The following is a 16,440-nucleotide window of genomic DNA, read 5'->3' on the forward strand; positions in this document are numbered from 1 at the left end:
ATCCTCTTTTGAGATAACCTGACCCCAAATGAACCGGTCTTTGTAATGGATTGATTGACACTGTTTATACCCACTCCGTTATCTTCAATCGTGATACAAAGCGAAGCATTGATATAATCGAAAAAAAATCCCGATTTTTCCTTTTCTGTCCGTGATGCTGGCAATACCATGCTTAATGGCATTTTCCACAAAGGGTTGTATCAGCAATGAAGGAATGACCCAGTTTTCATTCACGGTCTCCGAGACTTTTATAGTGTATTCAAACTGTTCTTTTAAACGTAATTTTTCCATATTCAGGTATAAAGAAAGATATTCTACTTCTTCTTTGACCGGCATAAATGTTTTTTCAGAATAGTACAGGGTTTTCCTGATCATCTGGGAGAAAATATTAAGGTAATTTTCCGTCTCTTCATAATCTTTTTTATACAGCAGGAATTGGATGGAATTCAGGCAGTTGTAAATAAAATGCGGATTAATCTGGGCTTTAATGGCCTGAAGTTCGAGTTCTGCAATTTTCTTTTCATAATATAATGTTTCCAGCTTTTTGTTCCGTTTCTTCTGAAAATACCAGTTAATGAGGATGAAAAGGAGAGCCGTTCCGCACACTATAAGCAACGTTCTGAACCACCATGTCTGCCAGAACTGAGGTTTGATTTCGAAATACAATTCTGTAGGGATAGTTGCCTGCCTACCATTATAGCCCAATCCGAAAACTTTTAATACATATTCGCCCGGTGGAACAGAGTTTAAAATGATTTTGGGAGAGCTGCTGATCAGCCAGCTTTCACCCAGTCCTTCCACTTTATATTTATAACGTATTTTCCCCTGTGATACATAATCCGGGAAACTTAAATTAAACATGATATCATTTTCGGGAGCCTGGCTGATAAACTTTTGATTGACATTGAAAAACTCTTTATGCCCGATCATCACAGAATTAATAATGGCTTTTTTCTCAATCAGCTTTTGTTGCATAAGGAGATCTTTAACAGATAAAATGCCCAGTCCTTTAGAAGTACCTACATAGATGGTGTCATTCTTTATAACACAGCCTGCGACTAAATTAGAAGGCAGTCCGTCCGGCTGGGTAAAATTATTGATTCTGAAACGGGATCCTGTGATTTCAACTCTGCTGAGTCCCGAATTGGTGCTTGCCCAGAAAACCTTTTCATTTTCAACTTCTATTTTTTTGATTTGATTGGTAGGCAAACCTGTATTTTCGCTTAATTTATGCAGGATTTTATGATTGGTGAAAATAATAATTCCATTCCGGTTGGTAGCACCTACATATACGGTACTGCTTAGTTTTTTCAGATCTGTAAAATAATAATCTTCCAGGAACAATTTTTTTTTCTTTTGTCTTAGTATTGAATTTATACAGGTCTTTAAAACTGCCGGCAAAAAGACTGTCCTTGTCATAGGGTAAAGCTGTATACACTCTTTCCTGCCTGATCATTTCAGTATATTGACGGCTGGGATAGTGATAGGAGGTAAGTCCTTCAGAAGAGCAAATGAGAATGGAATTATTGGTATAAGGGACAATACTTTTAAGGTTAAAATCCCCTAAAATCTGCTTTTGCCCTGTAGCCATATTGTATTGTACAAGACTTCTGCTGAGACCGAAGAAGACCATATTACTATCTGAAACAATGGCTTTGTGTTCAATTTTTCTGTTTTCTTCAAATACAAGGTCCCTGATTGTATGGGAATTGTAAATACCGGCTTTAGATTCGTTGTATCCCAGGAGTATGTTATTATCATTTTTCGAAATGGCTGTAATATAGGCAGAATTATTTCGGACAGGCAGATGAACATAGCTCTTCAAAAACTTCTCTGTGATGAAATAAACACCATTATTCCTGGTAGAAAACCAGGTGTTGTTATCTCTGTCAACCATAAGATGGTTAATGATATTTCCGGAAAGAAATGATATGGGAGTGGTCAGTTTCTTATGATCCTTTAAGGTTTCCCTGAAATATAATGCACCTCCTTCTTCTATGCAAAGCCATATCCTGTAATTTTTATCAACAATAACCTGATGAATATTTTCTTTGACAGAATAAGTTTGAATTTTCTTAAAAATAAATTTGTTGCAGAGCTGGTAGATCGTAATTTTTCTTTTCTCTTTAAATATAAAAAAATCGTCTTTTCTGTAGAGTGTCACTTCTTTTCCCAAAGGAATATTGCACGTTGTTTTCTTACCGGTAAAAATATCATAAGCCAGAATGTTTTCTTTACTATTATTCTTATTGGATAAATAAAGCAGATGGGTCGCAGGGTCTAAAGTAAGGGCATAATAAATATCTGAAGAATTGCGAGTGTTGAAATGCAAAGGGATTGTTGTAACTTTTTCATTTTTAAAGACATAAATATTTTCGGGATTATAGCTGGTAAAAATATAAATCGACTGATGATCATAAGAATAGTTGGCATTATACTTAAAATGTATTTTTCTGAGCTCTTTATTGGAATCTGAGTTTATGATTTGACCATTTTTCAGATAAGCAAAATCATTTAAAAAAGGAAATATAAAGATTTCACCATTGTCAAGGGGAAGAGAGGATAGGATTTCAAGGTTCTTTAAACCACTTTTTTTACTGTATTGTATAAATTCTTTTCCATCAAACCTGAAGAATCCGTTATCGCTTCCCACCCAGATAAAGCCATTGTGGTCCTGGCTCAGATTATAGGTATACGAATTATTCAATCCACTCTCTTCACCGTAATTAACCAATCCTGGAATTTGTGGGAAAAAGAACGGACTGAGAAAAATTAATAATAAAAATGAAATAAATAAGGTTGATTTTTTCACTTTTTATTGATATAATCATGTAAATATATAATTTGTACTGATAATATTACAAAGTATTATGATAAATATTAATAAAAAACGGATTGAAAAAAACGGATAATTTTGTATTTTTGTATGTTTGCTGAAATCATATATGTCACAAGAAATAAATCCAACCTATTCCGAAGATAATATCAGAACCCTGGATTGGCAGGAACATATCCGTCTGCGCCCCGGCATGTACATCGGGAAGCTGGGCGATGGCTCCTCTGCTGATGACGGGATTTATATTTTGCTTAAAGAAATCCTGGACAACTCTATCGATGAGTTCAGGATGAAAGCAGGTAAAAGAATTGAAATAAAACTGGACGACGGTAAAGTTACCATCCGCGATTTTGGACGTGGAATTCCGCTGGGAAAAGTAGTGGATGCTGTTTCCAAAATGAATACCGGGGGTAAATACGACAGTAAGGCCTTCAAAAAATCCGTAGGATTGAACGGGGTCGGTACCAAAGCCGTAAACGCACTTTCAGATTATTTCCGGGTGCGCTCTTTCCGTGACGGAAAAATGAAAGCGGCTGAGTTCTCCCGGGGGATTATCAAAGAAAACTTTGATGAAAAAGATACCTCGGACAGAAACGGTACCGAAATTTCATTCATCCCTGACGGAGAAATATTCCTGCACTTTAAATACAGAAAAGAGTATATCGAAAGAATGCTCCGGAATTATGCGTACCTGAATCCGGGATTGAAGATTCTCTTCAACGGAGAAACCTATTATTCGGAAAATGGGCTTAAAGACCTTTTGGAAGAAGAACTGGAAAGCGATATCCTTTATCCTATCGTTCATTTGAAGGATGACGATATTGAAGTGGCCATTACCCATTCTGATAAATCGCAGACAGAAACCTATTTTTCATTTGTAAATGGACAGAATACCACTCAGGGGGGAACTCACCTTAATGCCTTCCGCGAGGCTTACGTAAAAACCATCCGTGAGTTTTTTAATAAAAAATTTTGATGCATCCGATATCAGGAAATCTATTATTGCAGCTATTTCCATCAACGTGGAAGAACCGGTTTTTGAATCTCAGACAAAAACAAAGTTAGGTTCCAACGATATGGGCCCTAATGGTCCTACTGTAAGAACCTTCATTATTGATTTCCTGAAAAGCAAACTGGATAATTTTCTTCATAAAAACCCGGAAATTGCAGAAGCCATTCAAAGGAAGATCCTGATCTCGGAAAGAGAAAGAAAGGAACTATCCGGAATTCAAAAACTGGCAAGAGAGAGAGCCAAAAAAGTATCCCTTCATAATAAAAAAACTGCGTGACTGCAGACAGCATTATAACGATCAGAAAGCCGAAAGAAAGGGCGATACCCAAATATTTATAACAGAGGGAGATTCTGCATCCGGTTCAATTACAAAATCCAGGGACGTGGAAACACAGGCCGTATTTTCACTAAAAGGAAAGCCGCTAAATTGCTATGGGCTTACTAAAAAAGTGGTGTATGAAAATGAAGAATTTAATCTTCTTCAGGCAGCCCTGAATATCGAAGAAAGTCTGGAGGATCTCAGATACAATCAGGTGATTATTGCTACCGATGCCGATGTAGACGGAATGCACATCCGCCTGCTGATGATCACCTTCTTCCTGCAGTTTTTTCCTGACCTGATCAAGAACAACCATCTTTATATTCTTCAGACCCCGCTTTTCAGGGTCAGAAATAAAAAAGAAACACGATACTGCTATACGGAAGCAGAGAGAATAAAAGCCCTGAATGAGCTCGGAAAAAATCCTGAGATTACCCGGTTCAAAGGACTGGGAGAGATTTCTCCCGATGAATTCAAACACTTTATCGGCAAGGATATCCGTTTGGAACCTGTAGTGATAGGAAAAGATCAGACTATTGATCAGCTTCTGGAGTTCTATATGGGTAAAAATACACCGGACAGACAAACCTTTATCCTGGAAAATCTGGTGGTGGAAGATCCGGATATTGATAAAAAGGAAATTTTAGATGAAGTAGCCGGTTGATAAACAAAAGAATCAAATGAGACTAAGTAACCGTAACAAAGCATCAGTTTATAATTTTATAAACACCGTATTGATGATGATGGTCGTATTGGGAATATTAGGATTTCTGGCTAACGAATATAGATTTAATGTATTGGAAAGTGAAAGCTATTTATTAATTATTATTCCCGTTTTAATGCTCATTCTTTTTCATCTGAACGGGCGCCAGATTTTTGAATACGACAGCGATGGGGAAGCATTGAACTTTAAGAACAGGAATATTATCCCTTTTCTGAATAAACCCCTTCACGATGAATTTCCAAAATATAAACTGATCAAATATGATATCATAAGTATCTTCTTTATCAAAAGACTATACATCACCGTTTCAAGTAAGACTAATGGTTCTACCATGCTGAAGTACCAGATTTCTTATCTGACACAAAAAGAAGTAAACGATTTAAAACTCTCTCTGAACAAAGTAGTGAAAGCTAATAAGGAGAAAAAAGATTAAAAAAACAGATGACGACAGAAGAATATTCGCATGAGAGTGAAAGCTTAAAGAAAGTTTCGGGTCTCTATAAAGACTGGTTCCTGGATTATGCTTCTTATGTAATTCTAGATAGAGCCATTCCTTCAGTATATGATGGCTTAAAACCGGTTCAGAGAAGAATCATGCACTCTATGCGTGAATTGGAAGACGGCCGCTACAATAAAGTAGCCAATATCGTGGGAAATACCATGAAATATCATCCTCACGGTGATGCTTCAATTACTGATGCAATGGTGCAGATCGGGCAAAAAGAATTACTGATCGATACCCAGGGAAACTGGGGAAATATCTATACCGGTGACTCTGCTGCTGCTGCGAGATATATTGAAGCAAGGTTAACACCCTTTGCGCTGGAAGTAGTCTTTAATCCAAAAACAACGGAATGGGCTAAATCTTACGATGGCCGGAATAATGAGCCCATCGACCTTCCCGTAAAATTCCCGCTGCTTCTGGCTCAGGGAGTGGAAGGAATCGGGGTAGGACTTTCTACCAAGATACTCCCGCATAATTTTAACGAGCTGATCAATGCCTCTGTAGCCTATCTGAAAGGAAAAAAATTCGAGCTCTTTCCCGATTTTCTGACGGCGGGATATCTGGATGTTTCCGAGTATAATGACGGTCATAGAGGAGGAAAAGTAAGGGCCAGGGCTAAAATTACCCAAACAGATAAGCATACACTGGTTATTTCCGAGCTGCCTTATTCCAAGACAACGAGTGACCTCATTGATTCTATCTTAAAAGCCAATGAGAAAGGGAAAATCAAAATCAAAAAAATTGAAGACAATACTTCAGATAAGGTTGAAATCCTGATTCATATTCATAATGATGTTTCTCCGGATAAAACCATTGATGCCCTTTATGCCTTTACAGACTGCCAGGTAACAATTTCTCCGAATGCATGTGTAATTGTAGGAGATAAGCCTATGTTTATGTCTGTTTCCGAAATTCTGAAAATGAATACGGATCATACTGTTTCTTTACTGAAAAAAAGAACTTGAGATAGAGCTTCATGAACTTCAGGAAAACTGGCATTTTTCTTCATTGGAAAGGATTTTTATCGAAAACAGGATTTATCACGATATTGAAGAAGTAAAAACATGGGAAGAAGTCCTGAAAACCATTGATGAAGGTTTAAAACCACACACCGGACACCTTTTGAGAGAAGTCACGGAAGAAGATATCCTGAAACTTACTGAGATCAGGATCAAAAGGATATCAAGATTCGATCTGGATAAATTTAAAGAGAATATCGCGGCTCTTGAAGGTAAAATAGAACAGGTAAAACATAACCTGGCCAATCTGATAGCTTATGCCATTGATTATTACTTAAATATCCAGAAGAAATACGGAAAAGATAAACAAAGAAGAACCGAACTTAGAATTTTTGATACCATTGATGCTACCAAAGTAGCCGTTGCCAATGAAAAATTCTATGCCAATTTTGAAGAAGGCTTCATAGGAACTTCGTTAAAAAAAGATCAATATCTGTTCGACTGCTCCGATATAGACGATATCATTACATTCCGGAAAGACGGCAGCATGAAAGTGGTAAAAGTGGAAGCCAAAACATTTATCGGGAAAGATATCCTCCATGTAGCGGTCTGGAAGAAAAATGACAAAAGAACGGTGTATAATATGATCTACCGGGAAGGCCGGGAAGGACCTTATTATATGAAACGTTTCTCTGTAACCGGAGTAACCCGGAATACGGACTATCCTTTAGCTTCCGATAAAAAAGGATCCGAAACATTATACTTCTCTGCCAATCCCAACGGAGAAGCAGAAACGGTAACAGTATTATTAAAGCCCAACCCAAGAATCAGGAAGAATAAAATGGAGATCAATTTTTCCGATCTCGCCATCAAAGGACGTGATTCCAAAGGAAATCTCGTAACAAAATACGCGGTAAAGAAAGTAGATCTGAAAGAAGAAGGAGTTTCTACCCTGGCTCCAAGAAGAATATGGTTTGATGATACCGTAAGAAGGCTGAATGCAGATGCAAGAGGTACCTTATTGGGAAGTTTCAAAGGCGATGATAAAATCCTTACCATCAATACCAATGGAGAAGTAAAACTGGTTTCTTTTGATCTGGGGAACCGTTTTGATGATGAATACCTGGTTCTGGAAAAATGGAAACCGGAGCAGCCGATTACCTGTATTTACTATGACGGGGAGAAAGATATTTACTTTATTAAACGGTTTTTACTGGAGAATACAGTAAATGTACAGACCTTCATGCCTTCTGACCATCCTAAGTCTTTTATTGAAAACGTTATAGTGGCCAATGGCGCAACGGCGGAAATTATTTTTGCAAAAGACAAAGGAAAAGAGAGGGAACCCGAAACAGTGAATATTGATGAGTTCATTGCTGTAAAAGGAATAAAAGCAATTGGGAACCAGTTCACGAAATTTAAAGTGAAAGCGATCAATATCACCACGCCTGAACCTGTAGAAGAGGAGCCTGAAGTCTATGAAGAACCGGAATCCACCGGAGATACAGATGAAGATGGAGGAATCATCGGAGACCTGTTTCAGGATGGTGAGTCTGAAAATTAAGAATCAAAATTATGAGTATACCTGTTTTAATCATTATTGCCGTAACCTGTATATTGAGCTACAGAGGGTTTAATGATGTGGCTTTATTTGAGAAATATAAATTCAATGTAGGCGCCATTGAAAACCGGAAAGAATATATAAGGCTGATCAGCTCAGCATTTCTGCACGCAGACTTTATGCATCTTTTCTTCAATATGCTTTCATTGTATTTTTTCCAGGCTGCTGTTACCATGTTTTTTGGAAATATAGGCTTCCTGATCATTTATTTTGGTTCTATGATCCTGGGAAATCTCTTCAGTCTTATCATCTATAAAAAACAGCCCTGGTATTCGGCAATCGGAGCATCAGGAGCAGTGTCAGGAATCATTTTTGCTTCCATTGCCATGGCCCCGAATGAGATCAGTGTTAACTTCCTGCCGGGATGGCTGTTCGGAACATTATATTTCGGGTATTCCGTATACATGATGCTGAATCCTAAGCAATGGGATAATCTGGGCCATGCGGCACACCTTGGAGGAGCTTTTTTCGGTCTTGTTTACTCTATCGCCCTCCATCCGCAGCAGGCTATGGGTAATATCCTCTATTTAGGTGCGATGTCCCTTCCGTTGATCTATCTGGCTTATCAGATTTTTGTCAGGAAACGAATACGATAAAAGAATTATTTAATAAAATACCGAAACCAATGAACACATCAGAATTAAACAGTTTCATCGTGATACTTATCTATGGTTCATTGGTTTTGTTGTCTCTGCTCAAGCTTACCAATCCTTTAAAGGTAAACAGAAAAGCCAATTTCTGGTTCGGAATCTTTCTGTTTCTCTGGTCAACCTTCTGGATGGATGAGGTTTTGTTTCTAATCACAGGAGAAACCGTAGAATTTCATTCCCTGTTTCCCATCCGGATGATCCAGTTTTTCACTCCTGTTGTTTTTTATTTCAGTGTATTGTTTTATACCAACCCTTCCTTTAGATTCAAAGCGGCCGACATCTGGTTTCTATTGCTTCCTGCGGCGTTCCTTATCTGCCTCTTATTGGTAAAATGGGGTTATACAACACCATTTGAGTACCTGAGTGTAATCCTGATCCTGATTCAGGCATTGTTTTATACAGGACTTTCCTATGTGACAATCAGAAGACACCAGCGAAAAATTCAGCAATTTTCTTCCAATACGGAAGGAATTAACCTGAACTGGCTTGAATATATTATTCTCGTCCTTCTTATTGTAAATATCATCTATGTGATATATAATCTGTTTTATGATCCCAAATCGCTGAACTTTTTTTATCAATGCCGTTTTTTTGCTGGTGATTTACTGGGTAGCCTATTACTCTCTGAAACAGAAGGAAATTTACCCCCTGGAAGAAAAACAGCGTCAGGAACTGATCTCCATAGATGCTGATTCTGATACGGAAGAAGTAAAACGAAAGCTGATTTCTGATGATGAACTTGTTAAAATTAAAAAGCAGCTTGAAAAGGTGATGGATGCTCAAAAGCCTTATCTGGACAGTGAGCTGAACCTTATTAAACTGGCGGAAATACTGCTGGTCTCTACTCATCATCTATCCTATGTTATCAATACCGGCTTCGGTAAGAATTTCTTTCAGTATGTTAATGAATACAGAATTGAGCATGCCAAAAAGCTATTGCAGGATTCAGATCATAAATATTCAATCCTGGGCATTGCATATGAATCCGGATTCAATTCCAAGACATCTTTTAATACTACCTTTAAAAAATTGACAGGTAAGACTCCTTCAGAATACAAAAGAATGAGTTCGGGTTTATAAAGTTTTACTTTATTTTATTTACAATTTACTAAATATCAGTCATTTATATGTTTTGTTTGTTGTATTTAAAAATAGGTTCGTTCAGATAATCCTGAACATGTAAAGATGATTTCTATGGTAGTTTTGTATCATAATTTTTTGCTTATGGATACTAAAGAATCATATGCCGTCGTTACAGGAGCAAGTCAGGGATTAGGAAAAGCATTTGCTGAGAATCTGGCCAGGAAAAAGATTAATGTTATTCTGGTAAGTCTTCCTCATCAGAATTTAAAAAACGTTTTGTGAAGAACTGGAAGAGACCTATGGGATCAAAGCGCGGTATTACGAGGTAGATCTTTCTGTGAACGAAAATGTAATGAAACTGGCGGAGTGGATCAACAGGTCTTTTGATATCCATATTCTGATCAATAATGCAGGGTTGGGGGGAACCAAAAAATTTACGGAAGCTACACCTGATTATATTAATACGATTTTACAGGTGAATGTAATGGCAACTTCATTAATGACGCACCAGTTACTTCCCAATCTTTTAAAACAGCCCAAAGCCTATATTCTGAATGTATCAAGTATGGCAGCCTTTTCACCTATCGGGTTTAAAACCGTATATCCGGCTTCCAAAACTTTTATCCATTCCTTTTCAAGAGGTTTGCATGAAGAGCTGAAAGATACGAATGTATTTGTAAGTGTTGTGAATCCCGGTGCTATGAAAACCAATACAGATGTTTGCAAGCGGATAGAAAAACAAGGACTTTTAGGAAAGCTAACCCTCTTAGATCCGGATAATGTGGCCTCTTACAGTATACGTCAGTTATTTAAAAAAGATTCCGTAATTATGGTCAACCCAATAAGCTGGCTGGTCATGAAGATAGTACCGATATGGATCAAACTTCCTTTAATGACCCAGGCTATTAAAAGAGAAATCGAAGCATGAAAAAAGTTTTTGTCACGGGAGTCACCGGGCTTCTGGGAACCAATGTCGTTATTAAATTATTAAAATATGGTTATTCTGTTATTGCTTTGGTGCGCAAGGAAAGCAGCTACCTGGGTGAAAAGAACGAGAATCTGAAGCTGATTAAAGGAGATTTGTCAGCCGATGTATCGCCCTGTCTGGAAGGTGTGGATTATATAATTCACATTGCTGCAGAAACAAGACAAAACCTACCTACATATGATGAATACAGAAAGGTGAATTATGATATCACTTTGAATCTGTTGGTTCATGCCAAAGCCAAAGGGATAAAGAAATTTTTATTCGTCAGTTCAGCCAATACAATGGGATTTGGAAGCGAAGATGAGCCCGGGAATGAAAAAGCTGCCCAGAAATATCCTTTTACAAAATCTTTATATGCCCAGAGTAAATTGGAGGCAGAAAATTTTCTTTTGCAAAACCGGAAAAACATAGATATCATTATTCTGAATCCTGCCTTTATGATCGGAGCGTACGACAGCAAGCCAAGCTCAGGAAAAATTATATTCTGGGCCTGGAAAAAGAAGCTTATCTTTTATCCGAAGGGTGGAAAAAATTTCGTTCACGCTGAAGATGCAGCAGAAGGAATCATCAGGGCAATAGAAAAGGGAAAAGATGGTGAAAAATATCTGTTGGCCAATGAAAATCTGAGCTATAGAAACTTTTTCAGAAAAGTAAATAAAATAACAGGCCAGCATCCCGTTATGATTCCTATACCGGATACCGTATTATCTGTTTTGGGACGGATAGGAGACGTTTTGCGAAAGCTGAATGTGAAGACGAATGTAAGCACTCCGAATATGAAAGCCCTTCGGATCCGGAATTATTATTCTAATCAGAAATCCATGGAAGAGCTCGGACTTCATTACAGGCCGGTAGATCAAGCGATAGAAGAAGCTATTGAATATTTTAAGAATAAAGAATAAAGAATAAAGGTCTTTGATTAAGCAACAGGATTATTTGTCGCTATTTCGAAAAATTTTCAAGCGCTTCTTCAAGCATGGTAACAAAGTTGACATGCCGGGTCTTATTGCTTTCAAAAATAAAATCCTGTAAACTCTTATTTTCATGTTTGCTGAAGTCACCCACAATAGCTAGCCCGATACGGTAGTTGGAAAATTTTTTGCAAAATTTCGCCTGCCAGTTTTGTTTTCAGATCGAAAAAATCGGGAGTGATGTTTTTTTCATATACAATAACTTTATCAAACCCCTGATAATAAATATCACCCATCAGATCCATACCGTCCTGTACTGATTCAATAACTATTTTGTCAGAAATTACTTCGGCAATTTTAACACCATTTACCGTATGTGATTTGATGATCATACTTTTATTGATTGGTTATTTGATTCCATAAATGAACCTGTCATTGTCGGATAAATCTTTTAATAATTCAGCTTTTGACAGGTCTTTGTACAACTCAAGTGTTTCAATACCCAGTTTCTGATTGATTTCTAAAAATAAAAGCCCATGATCTTTTAAGTGCTTCCTGGCATCTTCTGCAATTTTCCTGTAGAAAACCAATGCATCGGAAGTAGGGGAGAAAAGGGCCATTTTAGGTTCAAACTCTTTTACGGAGTCTGCTATTTCAGTTTCTTCTTCTCTGTCTATATAAGGAGGATTGGAAATAATGATATCATAATGTTCCTCCAGTTTAAAAGTAAGATAATCCGCATGAATGAATTCAATATTCAGCTGATGAAAATCAGCATTCCGTTTTGCGGTTTCCAGTGCTTTTGCTGAAAAATCAATCGATGAAACTTCAGCGTCTGGAAAATATTTTTTTAAAACCAGCGGAATCACACCGCTCCCTGTTCCGATATCCAGGATTTTTAATCCCGGGATTTCTAATTCCGAACATTGTATTTCCCGGATTGCCATTTCCAGTAGTTCCTCAGTTTCGGGGCGGGGGATCAGTACGTTATCATCTACAAAAAATTTCATTCCGTAAAATTCGGTTTCTCCTAAAAGCTGTTGGTAGGGTTTTCCCGTTCTCAGAACGGAAATCATATCATTCAGTTGTTTCTCATCATCTGTCAGCAACTGCTGGTCAGAAAACCTCCGTTGCTGAAAATGGTCAAATCCTGTAATCTTATGGATGAAAAGTGAAGATAAAAAAGCACTTTCCGATGCTGTATAAAGATCCGAAAGGGAGGAACTGAAGTGTTTTTTAAATGCTGAAATTGTCATTTATCTTGTAAAAACCAGTTTCGTATCTGTAGATTTCTCTTCATCTATTCTATAACCTTCATAATTAAAAGCTTTCACATCATCCAGGGTTTGGGCCTGAGTTTCTGCGCAAAATCTTACGACAAGACCTCTTGCATGTTTGGTATACACTACGATAGTCTTTAATTTTCCGTCTTTTAATTCATAAAAATCAAAATCAATAACCTTATGATTTAGCTTTTTCCTGTCAATAACCTTTCCGTACTCATTACTGGCCAGATGCAGGAGAATTTCCCCTTTTTTCATCTCAGTATTCAGCTGTCCGGTTATTTTTTCTCTCCAGAATTCATACAGGTTTTTATACTGGTCAAATTGGAAAGGGCGTCCCATTTCCAGCCTGTACAACATAACTTTATCAGAAGGTTTCAGTAATCCATATAATCCGGAAAGCATCCGGTGATTCTTTTGCAGGTAATCTACAGCATCTTTATCAAGAGTTTTGGCGTCCAATCCCCGGTATACTTCTCCTGTAAAGGCAAATAAAGCAGGTGCAGACTCTTTTGCAGTGGGTCTGGATTTCCATTTTTGGTTTCTTTCCCAGTTTTCATCAGCCAGTTTAGAAGATATCTCCATCAATTCGGAAAGATATTTGGGCGATTTTTCTTTTAAATAGGATTGTATAAATGCTGCCTCCTCAATAAATTTTGGTGTGGTAGATCTCAGAAAATCTGTTGAGTTTTCTACATTCATTAATTTGGCAGGGGATGTTATAATTTTCATAATGTTTAAAATACAGATAAGTGCTTACTATCAAAACTATTCATAATCATCAGAGACACAAAGTCTATCATAAAATGACAGCTGATCAGAATAGTGATATTTGAATATTTTTTATAAAAAACAGCCAAAAACGACTCCAATAAAGAAAGGGATGATCACCTGGCTTATTGTTCCGTAAGTACTGTGCAGGAGGCCGAACAAAAGGGCTGAAATAAAAATTCCTAAAACAGGACTGTTATAAATCTTCTCAATCCGGGGCTGTACATACCCCCCGCATCAGGAATTCCTCTACAGCACCCGCCGTAAAGCATGTAAAAAATAATTAAAAAAATAATTATGTCTAAAAAATTGAAGTGAGATCAAAAAAGTTTTTCGCTCATCTTCTCCTGTACCAGAAGCTGCAGAACCACATTCAGAAATGCTCCGCCGATAGCACAGATCAAGTAAAGGCTGATCATTGCTTTTACCCGGAATGCCAGGGAATATTTTTTTTCTCCTTTTAACAAAAAAGAGCCTTTTTCCACAAAATGACTGTACAGAAACAGCATCAGTAAAATGGCCCAGAGTACTATTCTGCTGAGAGAAAAACTGAATGCTGTAATCCCCTTTATTCCCGTAATCATAGAAATAACAGGAAAGACATACAGCATTGCTGCTGCTAACAGTATAAATGTAAGTAAAACACCTATAGAATATTTCCCATGAAGTCCTATCGCCATCCGTCTGCTAAACCTTGAATTTTAAATAATTCCTTTTCCCTGACGGATAATCTCAGGTTCCCCGGAAGTAAGGTCCACAATAGTTGAAGCTACATTGTCTCCATATCCTGAATCAATGACGATATCTACAAGATGATCGTATTTTTCTGCGATCAGTTCAGGATCTGTGGAATATTCAATAATTTCATCATCATCTCTGATGGAAGTGGAAGCAATAGGATGCCCCAGTTTTTCAACGATAAGTTGTGGAATGGAGTGGTCCGGAACACGGATACCGATGGTTTTATGACCTTTATAAGCTAAAGGCAGGCTTTTATTAGCTTCCAGAATAAAAGTAAAAGGCCCGGGAAGATGGCTCTTCAGAAACCTGAATACGGAAGTTTCAATAGGCCTTGTAAAGTCGGAAAGATGGCTGAGGTCATTACAGATTATCGAAAATTTTGCCTTATCCAGCCTGATTTTCTTCAGCTGAGCCAGTTTCTCCATGGCTTTGATATCAAAAATATTACAACCCAAGGCATATATTGTATCTGATGGATAAATAATCAAGCCTCCATTATTCAATGTTTTAATCACCTCGTTCACAAGATTTTCCTGAGGGTTTTCCGGATAAATTTTTAATATTTTTGCCATAGAACAAAGATACAAATAATAAAATAGTTTTTATAAAACACCTTTATTTAAAAAGAAAAATTAGGATTTTAAATAAAAAAATCGTACATTTGCAGTCCAATATCGCGGGATGGAGCAGTAGGTAGCTCGTCGGGCTCATAACCCGAAGGTCATCGGTTCGAGTCCGGTTCCCGCTACTAAGTAAGCGTTGTCGGTAAACGCTCTAAAAATACACCGCGGGGTGGAGCAGTAGGTAGCTCGTCGGGCTCATAACCCGAAGGTCATCGGTTCGAGTCCGGTTCCCGCTACTAAGCAAGCGTTGTCGGTAAACGCTCTAAAAATACACCGCGGGATGGAGCAGTAGGTAGCTCGTCGGGCTCATAACCCGAAGGTCATCGGTTCGAGTCCGGTTCCCGCTACTAAACCAGAGAAGCAATACTATATTGCTTCTCTTTTTATTTTATACAAACCTAGTCCAAAACTCAGTTCTGCTTAATTTTCAACTGTTGCGACTAATTTTTTTATTACCGGTTTTTCGCAGGATTAGTCAGTTTTTAGTGTATTTAGAGGAATCCTTTGATAACACTTAGGTGTCTTACTTATAATCTATTTTTTTATTTAATTCAATGACATTATTGTATTCTTTAAGATCGCTTTGGATTGAAAGTGTACTTTCCCGAAGATTTACCTTTTTGAGTCCTCCACTTCCATCATCTGTCATTACTTTAATACTTTGTGTTTTTGTAAATGAAAAAGGGTCTTTGTAATAATCTTGTTGAAGTTTTGTCAATTCTTCCCAACTTACTTTTTTTCCGCCTTTCATTGAAAACAAATTCTTGTGATTAGATTTTCTAATTTTAACTAATTTAAATAAATAATCATTATTACTATCATAAATTTCGACTACAAGCCCAGGAAGGCCATTAAAAACATATGGTCCTTCTGAAGGCTTGATATTTTCGGAGAACCATGCGGTCCAACTCCTTCCACCGTAATTAACTTCTGCTTTCTGACATTTTATTTCATCAATAATTTTAGTTTCAGAAAAAAAGCTTCCAAGTCAGGGCTTCGTTTACACCAACATAGAAAACATCTCTACTTAATGGCAGAACCATATACTTAAGAAGGGTATTGGTTTTTAAATCCTTTTTTAAATAAAGTTGGTCATTTATATTATTAGGGTATCCCAATCCATAGCCATTGCCATAAAAAATTAAAGAATCAGACTGTCTTCTCATTGCATCTCTAAAAATAGATTCATTGTTTATAATATCTAAAAAATATAATTTAGACCTACTCGAATCTTTTCTACTAGTAGAGGGCTTATATGTAAGTTCGTAAGCTATCGTTAAATTTTGTGCCGAAGTAATAATAAATACTATAAGAAAGATTAGGGCACTATATTTTTTTACCATAGCAATAATATTTTGAACTATTACAAATATAAAATAAAAACTCCCTCAGCGAGAGGGAGCTTGTTTTTTTT

The 16,440-nt window shown here is 37.2% G+C and carries 17 protein-coding genes, 3 tRNA genes and 4 pseudogenes; 12 read left to right on the top strand and 12 right to left on the bottom strand.

The window, feature by feature from the left end:
- Window positions 1–84 precede the first annotated feature (84 nt).
- On the bottom strand, window positions 85–1,344 hold the full coding sequence (locus HX13_RS08545; RefSeq protein ID WP_050020745.1) for a histidine kinase: 1,260 nt from the start codon (window positions 1,342–1,344) through the stop codon (window positions 85–87).
- Complete coding sequence (locus HX13_RS08550) at window positions 1,241–2,734, bottom strand: two-component regulator propeller domain-containing protein (RefSeq protein ID WP_185113600.1); 1,494 nt, start codon at window positions 2,732–2,734, stop codon at window positions 1,241–1,243. The genes HX13_RS08545 and HX13_RS08550 overlap by 104 nt, the downstream gene beginning before the upstream one ends.
- 211 nt (window positions 2,735–2,945) lie before the next feature.
- Between HX13_RS08550 and HX13_RS08555 the strand changes: the two are divergent.
- The 9 genes and pseudogenes from HX13_RS08555 to HX13_RS08585 all read left to right on the top strand — a co-directional run bounded on the left by HX13_RS08555 (window position 2,946) and on the right by HX13_RS08585 (window position 11,599).
- Window positions 2,946–4,831 (top strand): annotated as a pseudogene (locus HX13_RS08555) (DNA topoisomerase IV subunit B).
- A 16-nt stretch (window positions 4,832–4,847) separates the two neighbouring features.
- On the top strand, window positions 4,848–5,324 hold the full coding sequence (locus tag HX13_RS08560) for a hypothetical protein (RefSeq protein ID WP_050020747.1): 477 nt from the start codon (window positions 4,848–4,850) through the stop codon (window positions 5,322–5,324).
- A gap of 8 nt (window positions 5,325–5,332) precedes the next feature.
- Window positions 5,333–7,919, top strand: a pseudogene (locus tag HX13_RS08565) (DNA gyrase/topoisomerase IV subunit A).
- 11 nt (window positions 7,920–7,930) lie between these two features.
- Complete coding sequence (locus HX13_RS08570) at window positions 7,931–8,572, top strand: rhomboid family intramembrane serine protease (RefSeq protein WP_050020748.1); 642 nt, start codon at window positions 7,931–7,933, stop codon at window positions 8,570–8,572.
- Between the two features lie 29 nt (window positions 8,573–8,601).
- Window positions 8,602–9,318, top strand: coding sequence for a hypothetical protein (locus HX13_RS23850; protein ID WP_238555181.1), 717 nt, complete (start codon window positions 8,602–8,604; stop codon window positions 9,316–9,318).
- Window positions 9,224–9,706 (top strand): helix-turn-helix domain-containing protein, encoded by a 483-nt coding sequence (locus HX13_RS23855; protein WP_238555182.1) that lies wholly within the window; start codon window positions 9,224–9,226, stop codon window positions 9,704–9,706. Before HX13_RS23850 ends, HX13_RS23855 begins: the two co-directional genes overlap by 95 nt.
- Window positions 9,707–9,850: 144 nt before the next feature.
- On the top strand, window positions 9,851–9,991 hold the full coding sequence (locus HX13_RS25450; RefSeq protein WP_262483513.1) for an SDR family NAD(P)-dependent oxidoreductase: 141 nt from the start codon (window positions 9,851–9,853) through the stop codon (window positions 9,989–9,991).
- A gap of 22 nt (window positions 9,992–10,013) precedes the next feature.
- Entirely contained in the window at window positions 10,014–10,637 is a 624-nt protein-coding gene (locus tag HX13_RS08580) for an SDR family NAD(P)-dependent oxidoreductase (RefSeq protein ID WP_316931296.1), read from the top strand.
- Complete coding sequence (locus tag HX13_RS08585; protein ID WP_050020749.1) at window positions 10,634–11,599, top strand: NAD-dependent epimerase/dehydratase family protein; 966 nt, start codon at window positions 10,634–10,636, stop codon at window positions 11,597–11,599. Before HX13_RS08580 ends, HX13_RS08585 begins: the two co-directional genes overlap by 4 nt.
- A gap of 40 nt (window positions 11,600–11,639) precedes the next feature.
- Here HX13_RS08585 and HX13_RS25985 read toward each other — a convergent pair whose 3' ends face one another.
- From HX13_RS25985 to HX13_RS08610, 7 genes and pseudogenes are all read right to left on the bottom strand, one after another.
- Complete coding sequence (locus HX13_RS25985; protein WP_316931278.1) at window positions 11,640–11,762, bottom strand: DUF4180 domain-containing protein; 123 nt, start codon at window positions 11,760–11,762, stop codon at window positions 11,640–11,642.
- Entirely contained in the window at window positions 11,755–12,000 is a 246-nt protein-coding gene (locus tag HX13_RS08590; protein WP_316931279.1) for a DUF4180 domain-containing protein, read from the bottom strand. The genes HX13_RS25985 and HX13_RS08590 overlap by 8 nt, the downstream gene beginning before the upstream one ends.
- 15 nt (window positions 12,001–12,015) lie before the next feature.
- Entirely contained in the window at window positions 12,016–12,864 is an 849-nt protein-coding gene (gene prmC / locus HX13_RS08595) for a peptide chain release factor N(5)-glutamine methyltransferase (RefSeq protein WP_050020750.1), read from the bottom strand.
- Window positions 12,865–13,623 (bottom strand): peroxide stress protein YaaA, encoded by a 759-nt coding sequence (gene yaaA / locus HX13_RS08600; protein WP_050020751.1) that lies wholly within the window; start codon window positions 13,621–13,623, stop codon window positions 12,865–12,867.
- A 111-nt stretch (window positions 13,624–13,734) separates the two neighbouring features.
- Window positions 13,735–13,881: pseudogene (locus HX13_RS26310) on the bottom strand (type II CAAX prenyl endopeptidase Rce1 family protein); the annotation flags it as partial.
- Window positions 13,882–13,982: 101 nt separating this feature from the next.
- Entirely contained in the window at window positions 13,983–14,342 is a 360-nt protein-coding gene (locus HX13_RS08605) for a hypothetical protein (RefSeq protein WP_050020752.1), read from the bottom strand.
- Window positions 14,343–14,363: 21 nt separating this feature from the next.
- On the bottom strand, window positions 14,364–14,975 hold the full coding sequence (locus tag HX13_RS08610) for an L-threonylcarbamoyladenylate synthase (RefSeq protein WP_050020753.1): 612 nt from the start codon (window positions 14,973–14,975) through the stop codon (window positions 14,364–14,366).
- 103 nt (window positions 14,976–15,078) lie between these two features.
- Here HX13_RS08610 and HX13_RS08615 point away from each other — a divergent pair.
- From HX13_RS08615 to HX13_RS08625, 3 genes are all read left to right on the top strand, one after another.
- Window positions 15,079–15,151, top strand: a tRNA-Met gene (locus HX13_RS08615).
- A 38-nt stretch (window positions 15,152–15,189) separates the two neighbouring features.
- Window positions 15,190–15,262: transfer RNA gene (locus HX13_RS08620), tRNA-Met, on the top strand.
- A gap of 38 nt (window positions 15,263–15,300) precedes the next feature.
- Window positions 15,301–15,373 (top strand) — tRNA-Met (locus HX13_RS08625).
- A 176-nt stretch (window positions 15,374–15,549) separates the two neighbouring features.
- Here the strand turns inward: HX13_RS08625 and HX13_RS23860 are convergent.
- From HX13_RS23860 to HX13_RS23870, 3 genes and pseudogenes are all read right to left on the bottom strand, one after another.
- Window positions 15,550–15,777 (bottom strand): hypothetical protein, encoded by a 228-nt coding sequence (locus HX13_RS23860; protein ID WP_238555183.1) that lies wholly within the window; start codon window positions 15,775–15,777, stop codon window positions 15,550–15,552.
- Window positions 15,778–15,987 (bottom strand): annotated as a pseudogene (locus HX13_RS23865) (GLPGLI family protein); the annotation flags it as partial.
- A 7-nt stretch (window positions 15,988–15,994) separates the two neighbouring features.
- Window positions 15,995–16,369 (bottom strand): hypothetical protein, encoded by a 375-nt coding sequence (locus tag HX13_RS23870; RefSeq protein WP_238555184.1) that lies wholly within the window; start codon window positions 16,367–16,369, stop codon window positions 15,995–15,997.
- Window positions 16,370–16,440: the final 71 nt, after the last annotated feature.

It is taken from the genome of Chryseobacterium sp. P1-3 (assembly GCF_000738495.1).
Lineage (GTDB): Bacteria > Bacteroidota > Bacteroidia > Flavobacteriales > Weeksellaceae > Chryseobacterium > Chryseobacterium gallinarum.